We start from the raw sequence: 18,726 nt of genomic DNA, 5'->3' as shown, positions 1-18,726 counted from the left end.
ATCAGGGAAAAAGTCCTGACCCCTTAAATTATACCATAACTTCCTAGAAGAAAAGATTGATAATAATTTATTCTACTTTTTCAAGTGCTTTTTGCTCGTTAGCATAAATTAATAGGGGTGAACACCCTCGTCGTTTATCTCCAAGAATTTTAACCATGTGAGTGGCCCTTGTAATGGCTACATAAATTTTATTATGAGCGGTATAATTCTGGAAGATCTCATTTGCTCTAGATGAATGGGCTCCTTCTACTGGTAACCTTCCTTTGTCAACCCCAACAAGTATAACTGCTTCAAACTCCAAACCACCAACATAATCTGCCATTGCTATTATAAAGTCATTATTATTCTTTGCTTTTTCAAGAACAGAAATGTCACCACGGTCAAGCAAGCAACTTACTGACTTATTTTTAAAAGATTCCTTTGCTTCTTCAAATAAGATCCTATCAAAATAGATCAAAACGATTTTATGCTTTAAGCAATTTAATTCTGCTCTGGCTTCCTCTGCTAACTCCATTGCTACAGAATGAATGCTCTCATTAGACAAATCTCGCAGAACATACAAAGGCGTGTGTGATTCTAAATCAGTTTGTACATCTGCGCTAACTCTTAAAGGATCCTCAAAGTTAGTAAATAAACCAGCTCCAGAACTAGTAATTAGTGAGGCAAGCTTAGTAATACTCTCAGAGCACCTAAACATCGCTGTCAAATCTGTTGTTTCTTCTTTCTCTTGAAATTGATCTAAATTTAAATAGCTGAGTATTGATTCGTTTTTCCATGCAATATCACCAATAGCTTGAGTAGCATCTACTGCGAATGAGATTGGAGCAATAGTATTATCTTTAGTTAAGTAGTGTATTAGACTTAACTCGTTGAAATTTAGAAGGTGCAATTCATCCACTAGAATAAAGTCATATCCCTCACTTTGCCTTCTCCTTCTCCAGAAAGGAGATATTAGTCTTCCTGCTGACTCCAAGGCAATATCATCAGGATCAAATACACCTAAGTCATCAAGTTGTTTCTGATAACTTTGGTATATATCATAAATAAAGTATCTATCATTTTCAGTTTTTGTTGGTAAGCTGTATGCAAGAACTTCATCTTTTATATACTCTTCTTTCTCACCAAAACATCGACCTTTAATTGCTATACCAAATTCATGAATTAATATTTCAGAAAGAGCTAATGAATCCTCCTCTAATATCAGCTTATATAACTCATCATTTATATACCCTTTATAATTAGCCATATTAGCTTTAAAATGTTCAACAATTTCCATTATATAAAGTAACTGTTGTTCTTTTGCTTCAAAGCTATCTTCATGTAGTAATTCAGTATCATTAACATGAGACTCCCCCAAAACATCAATACAAACTTGATGAATAGTCCTTACATTTATTCTATTGTAAGTATCATCATTATATAGATCCGAAGCATCACAATTAACTTTCAAAAAATATTCCACAGTATTTCTAATCGATATACTCGGGACAATAAATAATATTTTAAAAGCTCCATTATTTTCATGACTAACTTTCAGAGCTTTCAACACAAGACATATAGTTTTACCAGTACCAGCAGCCCCTTTAATACGTGCTGGATGCTTCCAATCAGAATTAAAGAAATCTAATTGATTATCAGAAAGGTGACTCTCCGGTTTTTTCTGACCAAGCAAGTTTGTAGTATTTATAATATTATCTTCATCCAAGACTATGGATGAATGACTATTACTTTCTTTCTTAACATTTTCAAATTGCTCTTTATATGTCTCTACAGTAAAAATAACATCTAATGCTTTTGACAAAACATTAACTTCTGGTACTTCTCTGTTCCCAGCGCCTGGTGAGTCACTAAACTTATAGGCTAGAAGATGCTTACCTTTAAATTTTCTTTGTTTGTGTTCTTTTAGCTGAAAAGGTTGGAGCTCGATAACTTGCCTATACTGCCCCCCATTAGAATTAGAAAACGGAAAAACAACCCCCTTAGTCGAATCTAATGGTATTATCTCTGAACTATTGTGGCCTAATTTACCCCAATATTTAATGCAAAACCTTAATGTTTTTTGAATTACAGTAATCTTCATATTTTCTGTAAGAGAACTATAATCTAATTGGTTAAAATCAAAAGTTATAGTATTCTTTACAGATGAATAGACTTCTTTACCACCAAAAAGAATAACCCCTTTATTGTCGATAAAAACATTAACATCAAGGTCGCTAACCTCACTTTTACTACTTATCAAGCCATCAGCAATATCAATAATGAACTTCGAATCCTTGAAGTCTAAACTTTGTAGCTTTCTTGATTGAATAATATGCTTACACGCTTCTTCGCTAATAGTAACAAAATCAATTTTATTCATTATAAAATCCTTTTAACTCTTCTTTTGTTTTACTTGAAATATCTTCAGTTCCAACTCTTGAGTAATAATTTGAGAACTTCTGTAAAAGCAATTCAATATAAGGTGACGCCAACGTTGATTTTATTTCAACAATATCGCCACTAAAATCTAAATAGCTTTTTATTACATTACATTCATTATACTTTTTCCTATTAATTCTTTTAGATATACTTAGTGCGACATCAGTAGGTAAAGATATAGGGTTTGAAACATCAACGATATGTGGACTTAATTCTTCTTTGTCGAGAACCCGCTCTAAAAAATAGAATGACAATTCTTTATTATCAATCACTTTACCTAAGAGGTTATCTCTTTCTTTTTGCATAAAATTGAAACTAAAATCACACTTTTTATTCTGATAGCACCGAACCAATTTAATCAACTCTTCATTTTTTCCGAGCTTTTCTTTAAAGCTCTCAAAAGGAAAAGTATCTAGTACATGCGGGTTTAAATCTAAACCTTTGCCCCTCTTCTTAATCTCACTCAACAGACCTTTGACTTTTTGATTGAAAATTAAATCATTACCATGGAATTCAATCCATTGTTTTAAACTAAAAACAGGTAAACAAAGAACGTACCTTGACTTGACTCTCTCTAAATCACAACGAGCAGAAATAATGATAGCGCGGGTAGTTAAACTATCTGTGACTTTTAATCCATTAAAAATGGCGCCCTGAGTAAATGCAGGTTCTGTAAATAATTTTCTCATACTATATACCTAATCCTTGTCTATAAGACATACAAATATCACATATAGAAGAACATTTATCAATATATACAAATGGTTAACTATTAATATCCTAGATAAGTTATTTCCATTTGACTTTTCCCACTTACTTGTCGAAATTAATTCCACGCCTACGGCATCGGGTTTAGCCTTGGTTGTGTGAAAGCACAATCTTACTTAAAACTTATAGCTTAAAGCTGATCAAGCTCCTTTACCCTTTTCCTCTTGCTAACCCGCTAGCTTGGGTATTTTTAATCTAACTTCTGACCACTGATATCTAACAACTCTTTTTTCAGCGTTAAACGCCTCCTACAACTCGAAACTCGTTCCTCGTAACTTTCCCCTCGCTAACTTTCTCCAAAACACAAAAAAGCCGTTACATTGCTGCAACGGCTTTTTGGCATTTGAATTTAATCAAACCTTAGTCACGGTATGTCTCAACCGCTGGGCATGAACAAACTAGGTTACGGTCGCCGTATACGTCGTCGATACGGGTTACTGTAGGCCAGAATTTGTCTTTTGCTACGCTTGGTACTGGGAATGCAGCGTAGAAACGGTCGTATGCACGATCCCACTCATTGCCTAGTACGTCTGCTTGTGTGTGCGGTGCAAACACTAGCGGGTTGTTTTCAATTGACCATTCGCCAGATGCGATACGGTCGATTTCTGACTTGATTGACACCATTGCTTCGATGAAACGGTCGATCTCAACTTTAGACTCAGACTCAGTTGGCTCAATCATTAGTGTGCCAGCGACTGGGAATGACATAGTTGGTGAATGGAAGCCGTAGTCTTGTAGACGTTTAGCTACGTCCATTTCAGTGATGCCTGTTTGCTCTTTAAGTGGGCGTAGGTCAACAATACACTCGTGCGCAACGCGGTTGTTACGGCCACGGTATAAAATTGGGAAGTGCTCGCTTAGCTTCTCAGATAAGTAGTTAGCGTTCACGATAGCCATTTCTGTTGCTTGTTTTAAGCCTTCAGAGCCCATCATAGCAATGTATGCCCACGAGATAGGTAAAATAGCTGCTGAGCCGTAAGGGGCAGCAGAAACCGCACCGTTACCGATGTTTGTGCCAGCAACATTAATTACGCTGTGGTTAGGCATAAATGGCGCTAGGTGAGATTTAACACCGATTGGGCCAACACCTGGACCACCACCACCGTGTGGAATACAGAATGTTTTGTGTAGGTTAAGGTGCGATACGTCAGAACCGATTGAACCTGGGCTTGTAACACCTACTTGCGCGTTCATGTTTGCGCCGTCCATGTACACTTGACCACCGTGCTCATGCACGATGTCACAGATTTCACGAATTGTTTCTTCGTAAACACCGTGTGTAGATGGGTAAGTGATCATGATACAAGATAGGTTTTCAGATACCTCTTCGGCTTTCGCTTTAAGGTCTGCCATATCAACGTTACCGTTTTTATCACAGTCAACAACCACGATTTTCATGCTTGCCATTTGTGCAGACGCTGGGTTTGTACCGTGTGCTGAACTTGGGATCAAACATACGTTACGGTGACCTTCACCGCGTGACTCGTGGTATTTACGAATCGCGATTAAGCCTGCGTATTCACCTTGTGCACCTGAGTTAGGTTGTAGTGAAACTGCATCGTAACCTGTGATGTTTACTAACCAATCATGTAGTTCTGTCATCATGATTTGGTAACCCGCTGCCTGATCAAGTGGGCAGAATGGGTGTAAATTTGCAAACTCAGGCCAAGTGATTGGGATCATCTCAGCTGTCGCATTAAGTTTCATAGTACATGAACCTAATGAGATCATTGAGTGGTTAAGCGCTAAGTCTTTGTTCTCTAGGCGCTTGATGTAACGCAACATTTCAGTCTCGCTGTGGTACGAGTTGAAGTTAGGGTGCGTTAAAATTTCGTCATCGCGTACTAGGCTTGCAGGAATTGAGTTGCTGCCGTTTACTTCGATTTCGTTTGCAAGTGCATCAACGCTAAGGCCGTGATCTTCACCTAAGATGATGTCGAATAACTCAGCTACGTCTGCACGGGTTGTTGTTTCTGATACAGAAATTGAGTATTCACCTGCGCGGTTAGACGCAAAGTTAACGCCGTGCTCTACTGCACGTGCAACGATTTCGTCTTTGTTATCTGCAACAACAGTCAGTGTATCGAACCATGTGTCGTGCTTAAGGTTTACACCTTTCGCTTTTAAGCCTGCCGCTAAGATGTCTGCAAAACGGTGGATACGCTCAGCAATCGTTTTAAGGCCTTGTGGACCGTGGTATACCGCGTAGAACGCTGCCATGTTCGCTAGTAGTACTTGCGCTGTACAGATGTTTGAGTTGGCTTTTTCACGTCGAATGTGTTGTTCACGTGTTTGCATTGCCATACGTAATGCGTCGTTACCTAAGCGGTCTTTAGAAACACCGATAATACGACCTGGTAGTGAACGCTTGTACTTGTCGCGTGTAGCGAAGAATGCAGCGTGTGGACCACCGTAACCCATAGGTACACCAAAACGCTGTGCTGAACCAAGTACTACGTCTGCACCTAGTTTACCTGGTGCTTTAAGCATTAATAAGCTCATGATGTCTGCAGCAACACAGGCAATCGCTTTTTTGTCTTGTACTTGTGCGATTAGGTCAGTTACGTCAGTGATTTCACCGGTTGTTGATGGGTATTGGAATAATGCACCAAAAATCTCATGGTTAGCCGCTTCGCTTGCAGGACCAACTACTACTTCAAAACCAAACTGGTCTGCACGTGTAGCAACAACGTCGATTGTTTGTGTGTGTACGTCATCAGCAATGAAGAAGATGTTTGCTTTTTTAGCTTTAGCAACACGCTTTGCAAGGCCCATTGCTTCTGCAGCAGCCGTTGACTCGTCAAGTAATGACGCGCTTGCTAAATCAAGACCAGTTAGGTCTAGGGTCATAGTCTGGAAGTTTAATAATGATTCTAAACGACCTTGTGCAATCTCTGGTTGGTATGGTGTATACGCAGTGTACCAGCCTGGGTTCTCAAGTACGTTACGTAAAATTACGTGTGGTACGTGAGTTGGGTGGTAGCCTTGACCGATGTATGATTTGAACACTTTGTTTTTGCTTGCTACTGATTTTAAGTAGCTTAGTGTTTCAACTTCAGTGCGGCTTTCGCCGATTGATAAACCTTGCTCTAAGCGAATGCTTGCAGGTACCGTTTGACCGATCAGCTCTTCAACACTCGATACTCCAAGAGCGCTCAGCATGTCGCTTACTTGCGCTGGGCTTGGCCCAATGTGACGGCGAATAAAATCTTGCTTTTGCTCTAATTGTTCAAGAGATTTGGCGTTTGACATTTGTCCAGATTCCTATGATCCAAAAAAAAGTGGTTACTGCCAATGGGTAACTGGCAATAACTTAAAAACAGGTTGATTCAGTAACTTACAGCGTATGGAAAAGTAAGCTATAAAATCATAAAAGCCCCACTTATGAGGGGCTTTTAGTCGGCGTGACTAATTAATTAGTCTTCGTCGATTGTGTTAGCGTAGCCTTCAGCGTCTAACAGGTTATCAAGCTCTGATGTGTCAGATGCTTTGATACGGAATAACCAACCGTCAGTGTACGGGTCGTTATTTACTGTTTCAGGCGAATCTTCAAGCTCTTCGTTGATTGCAACGATTTCACCGCCGATTGGTGCGTAGATGTCTGATGCTGCTTTTACAGACTCAGCTACTGCGCAGTCTTCACCCGCGTCAACTTCATCACCAACTTCTGGTAATTCAACGAATACCATGTCGCCAAGAAGTTCTTGTGCGTGCTCAGTGATACCTACAGTAAACGTACCGTCACCTTCGTCGCGAACCCACTCGTGTGAAGTAGCATATTTTAATTCGCTTGGGATATTGCTCATCTTTTTGTTCCTTTGGTTTATATTGGGTGATAACACCAAATTTTTTATAGTTTAGATAACTGATTTGCCGTTACGTACAAAGCAAGGTTTAACAACCTTAACGTTAACCAGTTTTTTACGCATCTCTACTTGGGCTGTTTCGCCAGTTGAACGCGGAACGCGTGCTAGCGCAACACTGTGACCAAGGGTTGGTGAGAATGTACCAGAGGTAATCACCCCTTCACCACCTTCAACGATGACTTTTAAACCGCTACGCAATACGCCTTTTTCTTCAAGCACTAAACCAACTAGTTTGTCTGTGCTCTTGTCAGCGCGTTGCTGTTCTAATACTTCACGACCGATAAACTTACGATCTTCTGGCTCCCATGCGATTGTCCACGCCATGTTTGCAGCAAGTGGAGAAACACTTTCGTCCATATCTAGGCCGTAAAGGTTCATACCCGCTTCAAGACGTAACGTATCACGTGCACCTAGACCTGCTGGCGCTACGCCTGCGTCTAGAAGTTGTTGCCATAAATCAGCAGCTTGATCGTTAGGTACTACGATTTCATAACCATCTTCGCCAGTATAGCCTGTTGTCGCAATAAATAAATCACCTGCTTGCACACCAAAGAAAGGCTTCATACCTTCAACAGCAGCTTGTTGCTCTGCGTTAAGTACTGTTGCTGTTTTAGCACGTGCGTTAGGGCCTTGAACGGCAATCATTGCAAACTCTGGACGCTCAGTAACCGTTACGGCGAAATCAGCCGAAACTTTAGCTAAATGCGCTAAATCTTTTTCACGTGTTGCTGAGTTAACTACTAAACGGTAGTTCGTTTCTGAGAAGAAGTAGATGATTAGGTCGTCGATTACGCCGCCTTCTTCGTTAAGCATACCTGTGTAAAGTGCTTTACCTGGTACAGTTAACTTAGCAACGTCGTTTGCAACTAGCTTACGTAAGAACGCTTGCGCTTGCTCGCCTTGAATATCGACAATAGTCATGTGAGATACGTCAAACATACCTGCATCTGTGCGAACCGCATTATGCTCTTCGATTTGTGAGCCGTAGTTGATTGGCATTTCCCAGCCGTGGAAATCAACCATTTTTGCGCCAGCTTCAAGGTGCTTAGCATGTAAAACTGTTTTAGAAGTCATAATATTCCTTCACTTTTAAATTAACCCACAAGTTGTGGGGCGTGGCCTCAATTTAATGAGGGGGAATAACATGGGCGGCGATTATACATTAGTTGCACAGTTGTCACACCCAAATTGCGATTTTGTAACTAAAAAACAGCTAAACACCCAAGTGCGTAGCTGTTTTAAAAATTTTATCTTTTAAGCAACGTTGGCTAAGGCTAAATCAAAGCCGAGCTGCTGCAAGTGCGTTTGCCATTTATCAAGCTCTGCTTGGCGCGCCACCAGCTGAAATTGCTGTGTTGCTTGGTTATCTATGGCGGTAATAAATACCTCACCACTTTGTGCACCATAGCAGCTGCGCATGTCTGATAAACGTAGCCCCGGCGTTAGCTTAAAGCTGTCGACCAAGGCATCAAACGCTTGCTCACCACTTAGGGTTAGCGCGCTTAAATCGTCACGCATTACATAATCAATGTCGTAACGTAGTTGTTGCTCATTAATAAGCGACTGTAATTGCACGCTGGCATCTTTACCTAGCACAAAACGAAATGCAGTTTCGTTAAAGTAATACAGGGCATAAGCGTAGCTGCTTGTTAGGTCATCGTCTAATGAACTACGTAAGCCTAAACCGCTGGCGGTTAGCTTATTAATATCAAGACCTAAAATAGCCGTTAAAAATGGGATTGCTTCAGTGCCACTAAAATCCATAATGGCAGTATCGCTATTAGCTTGTAGCACGTTGTCTGCTGGGGTCTCAGCTTGGCTGTGGCGAGCAAACATTATTGGCGTAAAAGTCATATGTGACACCTATCAATCGTTAATGCTTGAAGTATATTGCGCCGTGCTGGCAACAACAAATTGTAATTATTTATCAATTGATAAATAATGCTTATATACATAGCCCTATAAATAGAATTTTTTAATGAAAAACATTTCTACCGATAGTTTACGTACTTTAGTCACTGTTGTTGAAGTTGGCGGATTTGCCAAAGCAGGTGAATTATTGGGGCTATCGCAACCAGCTGTGAGCTTACAAATAAAGCGCCTTGAAGATATGCTGGGCCATAAGCTGTTTAAAAAGCAAGGCCAGCGCCAAGTGCTTAATCAATACGGCGAATTGCTTATGCCATTAGCTAAGCAAATGCTGCAACAAAACGATGCCATTTTGCAGCAGTTCACCAGCGAAAACGTGACCGGTAAAGTGCGCTTGGGGATCCCCAGTGAATTTGCCGCACGTATTCTACCTTCGATCATTGGTGACTTCGTGGCCCTCTACCCTGACGTATCGCTTGAAGTGCGCTCTCGTTTGAGTAAACATTTGTTGTCGGTCTCGCGCCAAGACCAATTCGATTTAGTATTGGCATTAAACGAAGAGCTAGAATCTGCCAAGTTCCCTATTTTTATGCAAGACCAACTAGTATGGGTGGGTGATTTAAACCTTGCACAAAACGATGTGGTAACGCTTGTAACCGCCCCAGAGGGATGTATTTATCGCCGCCGCGCAATTGAAGCACTACAAAGTGCGGGTATTAAATACCGCATTGCTTACAGTAATGCCGACTTAACAGGCCTAACTGCGGCATTAAAAGAAGGTTTAGGCATTACAGTGCTTGCAAAAAGCACCGTACCGAATGAGCTTAACTACCAACTACAAACCAAAGATCTCCCCGAGCTTGGTCAAATAGGTATTAGTTTAATTAAACGCACCGACGACCCCGGCACCGCCGTAGACAAACTCGCCGAGTTCATCGCCCTACGTTTAACGTAGGTTTGAGTTAGCGAGTTAGCGAGTTTCGAGTTTCGAGTTTCGAGTTTCGAGTTTCGAGTTTCGAGTTTCGAGTTTCGAGTTTTCAAAATTGTAGCAGCGATTTTATATCGCGTATGCTAGGGGCTAGGTGCTAGGTGCTAGGTGCTAGGTGCTAGGTGCTAGGTGCTAGGTGCTAGGTGCTAACAGCATAGTGTTGGTTTCGAATTGGTAAAGGGAGCTCCCTACCAAATCGACTTTTTTCGGCGTTAAAACGCCTCCTACAACTCGCATTTCGTATCTCGTCCCTCGGAACTCGTACCTTTCCCCTTTACTCTTTCTAACTCGCTAACTTTCAATCTGATAACTGATGGCTGAAAGCTGATTGCTCCAAGCGTTGGGTTTCACTCCGCTCTTCCCAACCTACGAGCTAATGAATCAAGCACTGTAGGTCGTCATTTATGGCGACACATAATCGCTAACATTGACGGGCTAAAGCCCGACCTACGACTCACCCGTTGATTTAAGAAATATCGCGCGAAATAAATTTCACGCCTACGGGTACGCATTTCAATTTAACTATGTGCTGACACAATCCAATCTAACTTCTAACCACTGATATCTAATATCTCCATTTTTTCGGCGTTAAAACGCCTCCTACAACTCGCATCTCGTATCTCGCAAACTTTCCCCTTTACTCTTTCTAACTCGCTAACTTTCAATCTGATAGCTGACGGCTGAAAGCTGATTGCTCCGCCTTGTTAAGTTTTACTTAACACCACTCAAAACCCCAGACTGGTATTACAATACTACTATATTCATTATATTTGATTTATTTCATAAACTTACAGTTCAGACCTGTTTTATTACAAATAGGATTGATTCGCATTTTTTTACATGTTTTAATTGCGCCGGTTAAAAAAATCTAAACATATACAGGACACACAATGACACCTAAGTTTATTGTTTCTACGCTTTCGACTGCGGTCGCTTTATCTTTAAGCGCTAATGCTTTTGCAAAAGATGTAACTAAAGAAGAGAAAAACTTCGAGCAAATCACTGTAATTGGCTCTGCATCTGCAATTAACGATATTCCTGGCTCTGCTACCTTTATTGATGAACAAGAACTAGAAAAGTTTGAATATACTGATATCTCTCGTGTTTTAAGTGCTGTACCGGGTGTATATGTACAAGAAGAAGACGGCTACGGCCTTCGTCCTAACATCGGTATGCGTGGTACGGGTACGGGTCGTAACGACAAAATCTCAGTAATGGAAGATGGTGTACTTGTAGCACCAGCACCTTACTCAGCGCCTTCTGCTTACTACTTCCCTACTATGGGTCGTATGGAGTCAATCGAAGTACTTAAAGGTGCAGCTTCTGTTAAGTATGGCCCACGTACAACAGGCGGTGTTTTAAACTTAGTTTCTCGTAGCTTACCAACTGAAGGGTCTAAAGGTTTACTTAACGCTGAGCTTGGTAGCGACGGTTTCTACAAAGGTCATGCTTACTTCGGTAAAAAGAAAAACAATGCTGCGGGCCTTGTAGAAGTATTTACTTACGGTGCAGATGGCTTTAAAGATTTACCAGTAGGTAGCGACAACACAGGCTTTGAAAAGAACGATTTCTTATTAAAGTTTGGCTTTGACTTTGGTGATAACGAAGCACACAGCCTAGAAATGAAGTTAAAGTACTCAGACGAGCGCTCTGACGAAACGTACATGGGTTTAACTGACGCTGATTACAAAGAAAACCCTTACCGTCGTTATGCTGCATCGCAAAACGATGAAATGAACACACAACACAATGCATACCAAATCAACTATGCATACCGCTTTGGTAAAGGTTACGAGCTACTTGCTACAGCTTACCTGAACGATTTCCACCGTAACTGGTATAAAGCAAGCAAAGTAAGCAGCAGCTACCTTGAGCAATACAGCGAGTTTGAAGCAAACCCAACGAGCGAAGGTATTGAAGGTGTTGGCGTAAAAGCGAATAACCGTGATTACCAAGCGAAAGGCTTACAAACTGAATTCCATATCCCTGCGGGCAACCACTACATCACAGTTGGTGCACGTTACCACGAAGATGAAATGGATCGTTTCCAATGGGAAGACAAGTACACGCTTAACCAAGACCTATCAATGACGCTTACAGAAAAAGGCGTTCCAGGTTCAAACAGCAACCGTTTAGATAGCGCTGAAGCAACTACCCTATTCATTCAAGATGAGTGGTCACTTGATGCATTAGTTATTAGCGCAGGTCTTCGCTACGAAGACATCACAATCAAACGAGTTGAATGGGCTAAGTCTGATCCAAGTCGTGAAAATGGTTTAACAAAAGATATCAGCAACGACACTGAGATCTTAGTACCATCACTAGGTGCTACTTACACAGTAAGCGACAACCTAACGCTTCTTGCTGGTATTCAAAAGGGTTACGCTCCAGCGGCACCTGGTAATGCGGATCAAGAAGAAGAAGAGAGTGTTAACATTGAACTAGGTGGTCGTTACGATTACGCAGGCATTCAAGGTGAAGTAATCTACTTTAACTCTGACTACACAAACATGCACGGTAACTGTACTGCGGCTGTAGGTTGTAGCGATGACAACATTGGCGACCAATACAACTACGGTGAAGTATCTGTGTCTGGTTTTGAGCTAAGCGCAGGTAAAGTATTTGCTACTAACGCAGCCTCGTTCCCAGTTCGCTTAACTTACACTTACACTGATTCTGAGTTCGACAATGCGTTTGAATCAGATCTTTGGGGTAGCGTAGAAAAAGGCGATGCAATGCCATACGTGCCTGAAAACCAATTAGCGCTTTCAGTGGGTGCTGAGTTCTCAAGCTTCGTATTCGATACGCAAATGCGTTATGTGTCTGATGCACACGCTGACTTAACAGACTCAGGTCGCAATGCAATCGACAGCCGCGTTGTATGGGATTTAGCAGCTAAATACCTAATCGACGACAAACAAAAAGTATACCTAACAGTAGATAACCTGTTTGACAAAACCTACGTTGCAAACCGTGCAAACGGCGGTATTCAACCAGGTAAACCACGTACCCTACAACTAGGTTACAGCTACTCGTTCTAATAAAACGACTAAGCGAAATATCAAAAGCCGTGTGATGAAAATCCCACGGCTTTTTTGTGGGTGAGAGTTGCGAGTTGCGAGTTGCGAGTTGCGAGTTGCGAATTGCGAGTTGCGAGTTGCGAGTTGCGAGTTGCGAGTTGCGAGTTGCGAGTTTTCAAAATTGTAGCAGCGATTTTATATCGCGTAGTAAATGAAATATGTAGTCGTTCTGCTTACATGACACGTTTTAAATAGATCATCGCGCGAAATAAATTTCACGCCTACAGGCATGCACTTCACTGAGACTGTGTGCAGGCTGAACTGACTTATAGCTTAAAGCTTACAGCTCTGTTGTTTTAATCTAACTTCTAACCACTGATATCTAATATCTCTTTTTTCGGCGTTAAAACGCCTCCTACAACTCGCATCTCGTCCCTCGAAACTCGTACCTTTACTCTTTCTAACTCGCTAACTTTGAATCTGATAGCTGACGGCTGAAAGCTGATAGCTTTAGTTTACGATCAAAAAAGCCGCGGTGATGGGCGTACCGCGGCTTTGCCTAACTTGAAAAATTAGTTTGCTGGGTTATTTCCAGCTTCTCATCTTATGGCCTTTTAGGGCATAGAATAAAATGAATACATAACTTGGGATCATCACAATGTAAGCGCCTTGTGCGCCTAGGCCTGCTACGTTTCCTAAACCGATTAATAATGGGCCAAGTGCACCACCAGCAATACCCATGATCAATAACCCTGATGCAGTGCCTGTTAAGCGACCTAAGCCAGCTAAAGCTAGTGGCCAAATTGCAGGCCAAACCATGGCATTAGCAAAGCCTAATAACGCAATGCATAACAATGGGTCTGGTAATTGTGGGCCACCAAATGGCACTAATAGTAGGTTTGAAATAATAAACGAGTCATTGCTACCAAGTACCACTAACAACACCGTGATAATACCGGCAATACCCGACATTAATAACGCCGTTTGTTGGCTCATAAAGCGTGGAATCGTCAAAATACCAATTGCGTAACCAATCAACATACACGCCATAGTGTAAGAGGTCATAACTGAGTAGTCAGCAACGCCAATTTGTAATGCGTAAGAGCCAATGGTGTCTGCTGCAATCACTTCAACAGCAACGTATAAAGCAATACCCACTACACCTAAAACTAAGTGAGGGTGTGCTAGGGTTTCTTTAATTTCACCTTTACCATTTGATGTTTCGTCTTCATCAAACACTAAATCAGGTAAAGGTGCAAATTTAGCAAAGGCAGCAAATAACATGATTAAAGCAGCAATCAACACATAAGGCATGATAAGGCTATTTGCCATCATGTCTTTTTGCTCTTGCGATAATTTACCTGCCCCATCAACAACACCGCTAACCACCACTGCCGCGAAAATAACAGGCACAATAACACCCGCAAATTTGTTTAATAAGCCCATGATACACACGCGCACAGCGGCTGATTTTTCAGAGCCCATTTTCACCACGTATGGGTTAACTGCGGTTTGTAGCACGGTTTGTCCAACACCAATCATTAACTGTGCGAACAAGAAAATTTCGATCATTTGCAGTTTCGCAGCCGGAATATACATCAGCGCCGATAAAGCCATAATCCCACAGCCAATCGCCATACCATTCTTATAACCAACGCGCTTGATCAGCATAGCCGATGGGATACCGGCAACTGTTACCGCAATATAAAAAGAAGAGATGATAAACGAAGCTTGTAACGGCGAAAGCTCAAGCATTTGCTGCAAAAACGGTGTGATTGCACCATTAAGCCACGTTATACACCCTAAGATAAAAAACATTGAGCCGGCCAATACCATTGGCAGCCAGATGCTTTGTTTTGTGTTGTTGTCACACTCAACCGTTGCTTCCATAATTGTTCTCTTAGTTTAATTATTTTTATTTGGTTGGAATCTAGTATACAACTTAACAAAGCTGTTTAATTTCCATACCAATCACAAAAATTTAATCATACACTAACAAAAATGACAGCGCTATCATTTTGCGTTCATATAAGTGCAAAAAAGCCGCAGCTAATTGCTTAGCTGCGACTTAAACTAAATAGTAACAACTAGTTAGGTGTTATTTACCGATTGCTTCTTTTGCGAACAAATGTTTAATTGGGCCAAGGTTGTCTACAAGGCTTAAACCAACACCACGTACAAGCTTTTTCAGTGGATTAGCGCCCGCAAATAGCTCTTTTAAGCCTTGCATCATGGCAATATGTTTTTGTGCATCAAGCTTACGAGTACGTTCATAATCACGCAGCGTGCGTGCACTTGCAAACTCGCCTTGCTCATTACTTAATAGCTCAATTAAATAAGCGGCGTCTTTTAGGCCAAGGTTCATACCTAAACCAGCTAATGGATGAATGGTATGCGCTGCATCGCCCATTAATACTACTTTGCCCGACACCCACTGCTGGGCATAACGCATCTTAAGTGGAAACGCCATGCGCTCACTTTGCACTTCACATAAACCACATTGGCCATCGAGGGCTGCCATAACCGCTTTATTAAAGTTGTTATCATCAAGCGCTAAAAGTGTGTCGCAATGCTCTGGGCTTGTTGACCAAACAATTGAGTGCGTATGGTTATCTGGCAAGGGTAAAAACGCCAGCGGCCCGGTTGGTAAAAACACTTGGCGTGCTGTGTTGTTATGCTCATCAGCGGTTTTAACCGTGGCAACAATGGCGTGATGGTCATAATCTTTGAAGGTAATTGGCATATTGAACTGCTTGCGAATAGCCGAGTTAGCCCCATCAGCCGCTACTAATAACTTAGCAATCACAGGCTCGCCGCTTTCAAGAGTAATAAACACATCAGAGTCAGTTTGATGAATTTGCTGATAGCGGGTTTCGAACAGTAAAGTAGCATTACTTTGCTTTTCAAGTTCGCTAATTAAAGCGTAGCGAATAATATCGTTTTCGACGATATGACCCAGCTGCGGCAAATCGAGATCGTTATGATCAAAATGAATTTTGCCAAAGCTGTCTTGATCACGTACATCCATCGAGGTATACGGTGTAGCACGTTGTTTAATGATCTCTGGCCATACATTTAAAGACTCGAATAAGCCCTGACTAGCCAAGCTCAATGCGCTCACGCGAAGTGCGTAATCATCACCCGGTAAGGTTTGATTTTTACTCGCATCAATCACCACAACGCTGATATCTGCTTTTGCTAAACCAAGTGCTAGCGTAAGGCCAACACAGCCACCACCGACAATACAAACTTGTGCTTGTTTCATATCCGTTTACCTTGCTTAACCTGACCCATAAGCTGTTTTGCCAGCGGGTTTTTTAACGAGGAGAATAAATCCATTGAGAAAAGGCCAATGCTGCGACCAAGCGCGAGCAATCGTGATGAGTTAGAGAACAAACGCACTAGGCTGTCTGTGAGTGTCATCACGGTAGTAATATCTTTACTGCGAGTTTGGCTGTAATTACGCGTAAAAGCGTAATCACCAAGGTCGCTTCGGTTTGCCATATCACACAATAATTGCACATCACGTAGGCCTAAATTAAAGCCCTGCCCTGCGATTGGGTGAATAGCATGCCCTGCATTACCAATTAATACCGTACGGTGGCTGCTCAGTGATTCTGCTTTACCGTACACAAGCGGATAACTTGCGCGCATACCCACTTTACTAAATGCGCCGCCGCAGTAACCAAATGCTTTTTGTAACGCAGCTAAAAAGGCATCGTCTTCAAGCGCCATAGTGTGCTCAATTTGCTCAGGCTCCATGCACCACACCAGTGAATATCGGTTATTACTCATTGGCAACAGTGCCATTGGGCCGTGCTCAGTAAAACGCTCAAAGGCATGATTATGATGACCGCCAGCCACTTCGATGTTGGCAATAATCGCCGCTTGCTGATATGCGCGGGTATTAAATTCAATATTAGCCAGTTTACGGCTTTGCGAATGAGCGCCATCAGCAATCACCACAAGCTTTGCGCTTAACTGCTCGCCCGAGCTCAGCGTGATGTTGGCAAAATCGCTTTGGTATTCAAGCTTGGCAACCGTATCAGGGCAAAACAAACTAACATCAGTACGCGTAAGTTGCTGATGAAGGCTGCGCCCAAATGGGTTCACTTCGACCACATAACCAAGGGCATCATGGCCATATTCTTGGCAATCAATATGCGTTTTACCAAAATGGCCACGGTCAGACACAGTGACTTTTTTAATCGCTGCCGCAAATGGTGCTTGGCAATCAAACGCATTGATTGATTTTAAGTACTGAACAGACTGCTGAGCCAGCGCAATGCTTCTATCATCAAAGCTTGGATGATAGTCTGCGCTTACTTCATTTGCTTCAATTACAGCGATTGATAACTGCTTATTGCTCTGTTTTAGGCCAAGTGCACAACTTGCACCCGCCATTCCACCGCCGATAATGACAACATCAAACTGCTTTGCCACGCTTGCTCCTAGCCTTTGTTTGCTTGCATCACTGCTTCAATGTCACTAATGGTTTTTGGAACCGAAATGGTCAGGTTTTCATGGCCATCTTGAGTGACAAGTAAGTTATCTTCGATACGAATACCGATGCCTTTATATTGCTTTGGTGCTTTTGCATCTTCGCTAATATATAAACCTGGTTCGATTGTGAGCACCATGCCCGGCTCAAATACGCGCTCTTTTTCATCAAGCTTATATTCGCCAACATCGTGTACGTCTAACCCTAACCAATGACCAAGGCCATGCATGTAAAATGCTTTGCAGGCTTGGTTTGCCATTAGCTCATCAAGCTCGCCAGTTAAAATGCCTAAATCAATCAGCCCTTGCGTTAATACCGTTGAGGCCAGTTCATTCGCTTTCGATAAACTACCGCCCGGCTTTACTTGGCTGAATGCTGCTTCTTGAGCTGCTAATACAATGTTGTAAAGCGCCGCTTGAGGTTCGCTAAACTTGCCATTGATTGGGAAAGTACGTGTGATATCTGCCGCATAACCTTCAAGTTCACAGCCAGAGTCAATTAACACTAAATCGCCATCTTTTAGCTCAGCGTCATTTTGTGTGTAGTGCAAAATGTTGGCGTTGTCGCCACTGCCGACAATCGTGCCATAAGCAGGATGACGGGCACCATTCATTGCATAATGGTGGTGAAGCTCTGCTTCTAATTGGTATTCAGTTGCGCAAGGTTTGGCAAACTGCATAGCGCGAATATGGCCTTGTGCACTAATTTCACAAGCTGTGCGCATAATGTTTAATTCTGCGTCAGATTTAAACAAACGCATTTCATGCACTAAACCACGAATATCTTTAATGGTATGTGGGGCTTTATAGCCTTTTTTAGGTGCGCCGCGAAGTGTGTTTAATAAGTCCCAAACCTTTGCATCGAAATTTGCGTAAGTGCCTTGTGCATAAAATAAAATCTGCTGGCCGTTCACCAAATCTAATAATTGTTCATCTAGTTCACTAAGTGGGCAAGTTGCGTCGAATAAGTACTCAGATTTAGCTTTTTCGAAGCCAATTCTTCGGCCATGCCAAATTTCAGCTAGTTTATCTTTGTTACGGCAAATCAGCGTACTTGGTGTATCGCTTGACGGGCACAGTACTAAAACCGCATCTGGTTCGTTAAACCCAGTTAGATAGAAAAAGTCACTGTCTTGACGAAATGCATATTCAGTATCACGGCTACGTGTTACTTCTCCTGCCGCAGGAATAATAGCCACGCTATTTTTATCCATCATCGCAAGTAAACGCTCGCGGCGGGATTTGAATTCAGCTTTATCGATTGCAATAGACGACATGCTAAACCTCTGTAATTTGA

Annotated in this window: 12 protein-coding genes; 2 read left to right on the top strand and 10 right to left on the bottom strand. The window is 41.9% G+C overall.

What is annotated here, in order from left to right; genetic code table 11:
• Positions 1-67: 67 nt before the first annotated feature.
• From AADY36_RS04350 to AADY36_RS04325, 6 genes are all read right to left on the bottom strand, one after another.
• Entirely contained in the window at positions 68-2,359 is a 2,292-nt protein-coding gene (locus tag AADY36_RS04350; protein WP_342408551.1) for a UvrD-helicase domain-containing protein, read from the bottom strand.
• The gene (locus AADY36_RS04345) at positions 2,352-3,107 is read right to left on the bottom strand and encodes a hypothetical protein (protein ID WP_342408550.1); all 756 of its coding nucleotides are present in this window, start codon (positions 3,105-3,107) and stop codon (positions 2,352-2,354) included. The genes AADY36_RS04350 and AADY36_RS04345 overlap by 8 nt, the downstream gene beginning before the upstream one ends.
• Positions 3,108-3,546: 439 nt before the next feature.
• Positions 3,547-6,438, bottom strand: a complete 2,892-nt coding sequence (gene gcvP / locus AADY36_RS04340) for an aminomethyl-transferring glycine dehydrogenase (RefSeq protein WP_217876115.1) — start codon at positions 6,436-6,438, stop codon at positions 3,547-3,549.
• A 164-nt stretch (positions 6,439-6,602) separates the two neighbouring features.
• Positions 6,603-6,992 (bottom strand): glycine cleavage system protein GcvH, encoded by a 390-nt coding sequence (gcvH, locus tag AADY36_RS04335; protein WP_054551324.1) that lies wholly within the window; start codon positions 6,990-6,992, stop codon positions 6,603-6,605.
• A gap of 51 nt (positions 6,993-7,043) precedes the next feature.
• Positions 7,044-8,126 carry a glycine cleavage system aminomethyltransferase GcvT gene (gcvT, locus tag AADY36_RS04330; RefSeq protein WP_054560755.1) on the bottom strand — a complete coding sequence of 361 codons (1,083 nt, stop codon included), beginning with the start codon at positions 8,124-8,126 and terminating at the stop codon, positions 7,044-7,046.
• A gap of 180 nt (positions 8,127-8,306) precedes the next feature.
• On the bottom strand, positions 8,307-8,906 hold the full coding sequence (locus AADY36_RS04325; protein ID WP_054560756.1) for a hypothetical protein: 600 nt from the start codon (positions 8,904-8,906) through the stop codon (positions 8,307-8,309).
• 124 nt (positions 8,907-9,030) lie between these two features.
• Here AADY36_RS04325 and AADY36_RS04320 point away from each other — a divergent pair, with 124 nt between their 5' ends.
• Both AADY36_RS04320 and AADY36_RS04315 read left to right on the top strand, forming a co-directional pair.
• A complete protein-coding gene (locus tag AADY36_RS04320) occupies positions 9,031-9,876 on the top strand; it encodes a LysR family transcriptional regulator (RefSeq protein ID WP_054560757.1) in 846 nt (281 codons plus the stop codon).
• Between the two features lie 923 nt (positions 9,877-10,799).
• Entirely contained in the window at positions 10,800-12,950 is a 2,151-nt protein-coding gene (locus tag AADY36_RS04315) for a TonB-dependent receptor family protein (protein WP_055022499.1), read from the top strand.
• 564 nt (positions 12,951-13,514) lie between these two features.
• On the opposite strand, the gene nagP is transcribed toward AADY36_RS04315, so the two are convergent.
• The 4 genes from nagP to pepP form a co-directional block, all read right to left on the bottom strand.
• Complete coding sequence (gene nagP / locus AADY36_RS04310; RefSeq protein ID WP_342408549.1) at positions 13,515-14,819, bottom strand: N-acetylglucosamine MFS transporter NagP; 1,305 nt, start codon at positions 14,817-14,819, stop codon at positions 13,515-13,517.
• A gap of 208 nt (positions 14,820-15,027) precedes the next feature.
• Complete coding sequence (locus AADY36_RS04305; RefSeq protein ID WP_239963289.1) at positions 15,028-16,194, bottom strand: FAD-dependent monooxygenase; 1,167 nt, start codon at positions 16,192-16,194, stop codon at positions 15,028-15,030.
• Positions 16,191-17,372: a 2-octaprenyl-6-methoxyphenyl hydroxylase gene (gene ubiH, locus AADY36_RS04300; RefSeq protein ID WP_342408548.1), complete on the bottom strand. Its 1,182-nt coding sequence runs from the start codon at positions 17,370-17,372 to the stop codon at positions 16,191-16,193. Before ubiH ends, AADY36_RS04305 begins: the two co-directional genes overlap by 4 nt.
• 8 nt (positions 17,373-17,380) lie before the next feature.
• Positions 17,381-18,706 carry a Xaa-Pro aminopeptidase gene (pepP, locus tag AADY36_RS04295; protein WP_342408547.1) on the bottom strand — a complete coding sequence of 442 codons (1,326 nt, stop codon included), beginning with the start codon at positions 18,704-18,706 and terminating at the stop codon, positions 17,381-17,383.
• Positions 18,707-18,726 lie beyond the last annotated feature (20 nt).

Source organism: Pseudoalteromonas sp. D15MCD-2 (assembly GCF_038562745.1).
GTDB lineage: Bacteria > Pseudomonadota > Gammaproteobacteria > Enterobacterales > Alteromonadaceae > Pseudoalteromonas.
This window is presented reverse-complemented; position numbering and strand designations above follow the sequence as displayed.

Bases quoted from the DNA above. Each gene is read 5' to 3' on its own strand.
- AADY36_RS04350 (WP_342408551.1), bottom strand. From the start codon at position 2,359: ATGAATAAAATTGATTTTGTTACTATTAGCGAAGAAGCGTGTAAGCAT.
- AADY36_RS04345 (WP_342408550.1), bottom strand. From the start codon at position 3,107: ATGAGAAAATTATTTACAGAACCTGCATTTACTCAGGGCGCCATTTTT.
- gcvP (WP_217876115.1), bottom strand. From the start codon at position 6,438: ATGTCAAACGCCAAATCTCTTGAACAATTAGAGCAAAAGCAAGATTTT.
- gcvH (WP_054551324.1), bottom strand. From the start codon at position 6,992: ATGAGCAATATCCCAAGCGAATTAAAATATGCTACTTCACACGAGTGG.
- gcvT (WP_054560755.1), bottom strand. From the start codon at position 8,126: ATGACTTCTAAAACAGTTTTACATGCTAAGCACCTTGAAGCTGGCGCA.
- AADY36_RS04325 (WP_054560756.1), bottom strand. From the start codon at position 8,906: ATGACTTTTACGCCAATAATGTTTGCTCGCCACAGCCAAGCTGAGACC.
- AADY36_RS04320 (WP_054560757.1), top strand. From the start codon at position 9,031: ATGAAAAACATTTCTACCGATAGTTTACGTACTTTAGTCACTGTTGTT.
- AADY36_RS04315 (WP_055022499.1), top strand. From the start codon at position 10,800: ATGACACCTAAGTTTATTGTTTCTACGCTTTCGACTGCGGTCGCTTTA.
- nagP (WP_342408549.1), bottom strand. From the start codon at position 14,819: ATGGAAGCAACGGTTGAGTGTGACAACAACACAAAACAAAGCATCTGG.
- AADY36_RS04305 (WP_239963289.1), bottom strand. From the start codon at position 16,194: ATGAAACAAGCACAAGTTTGTATTGTCGGTGGTGGCTGTGTTGGCCTT.
- pepP (WP_342408547.1), bottom strand. From the start codon at position 18,706: ATGTCGTCTATTGCAATCGATAAAGCTGAATTCAAATCCCGCCGCGAG.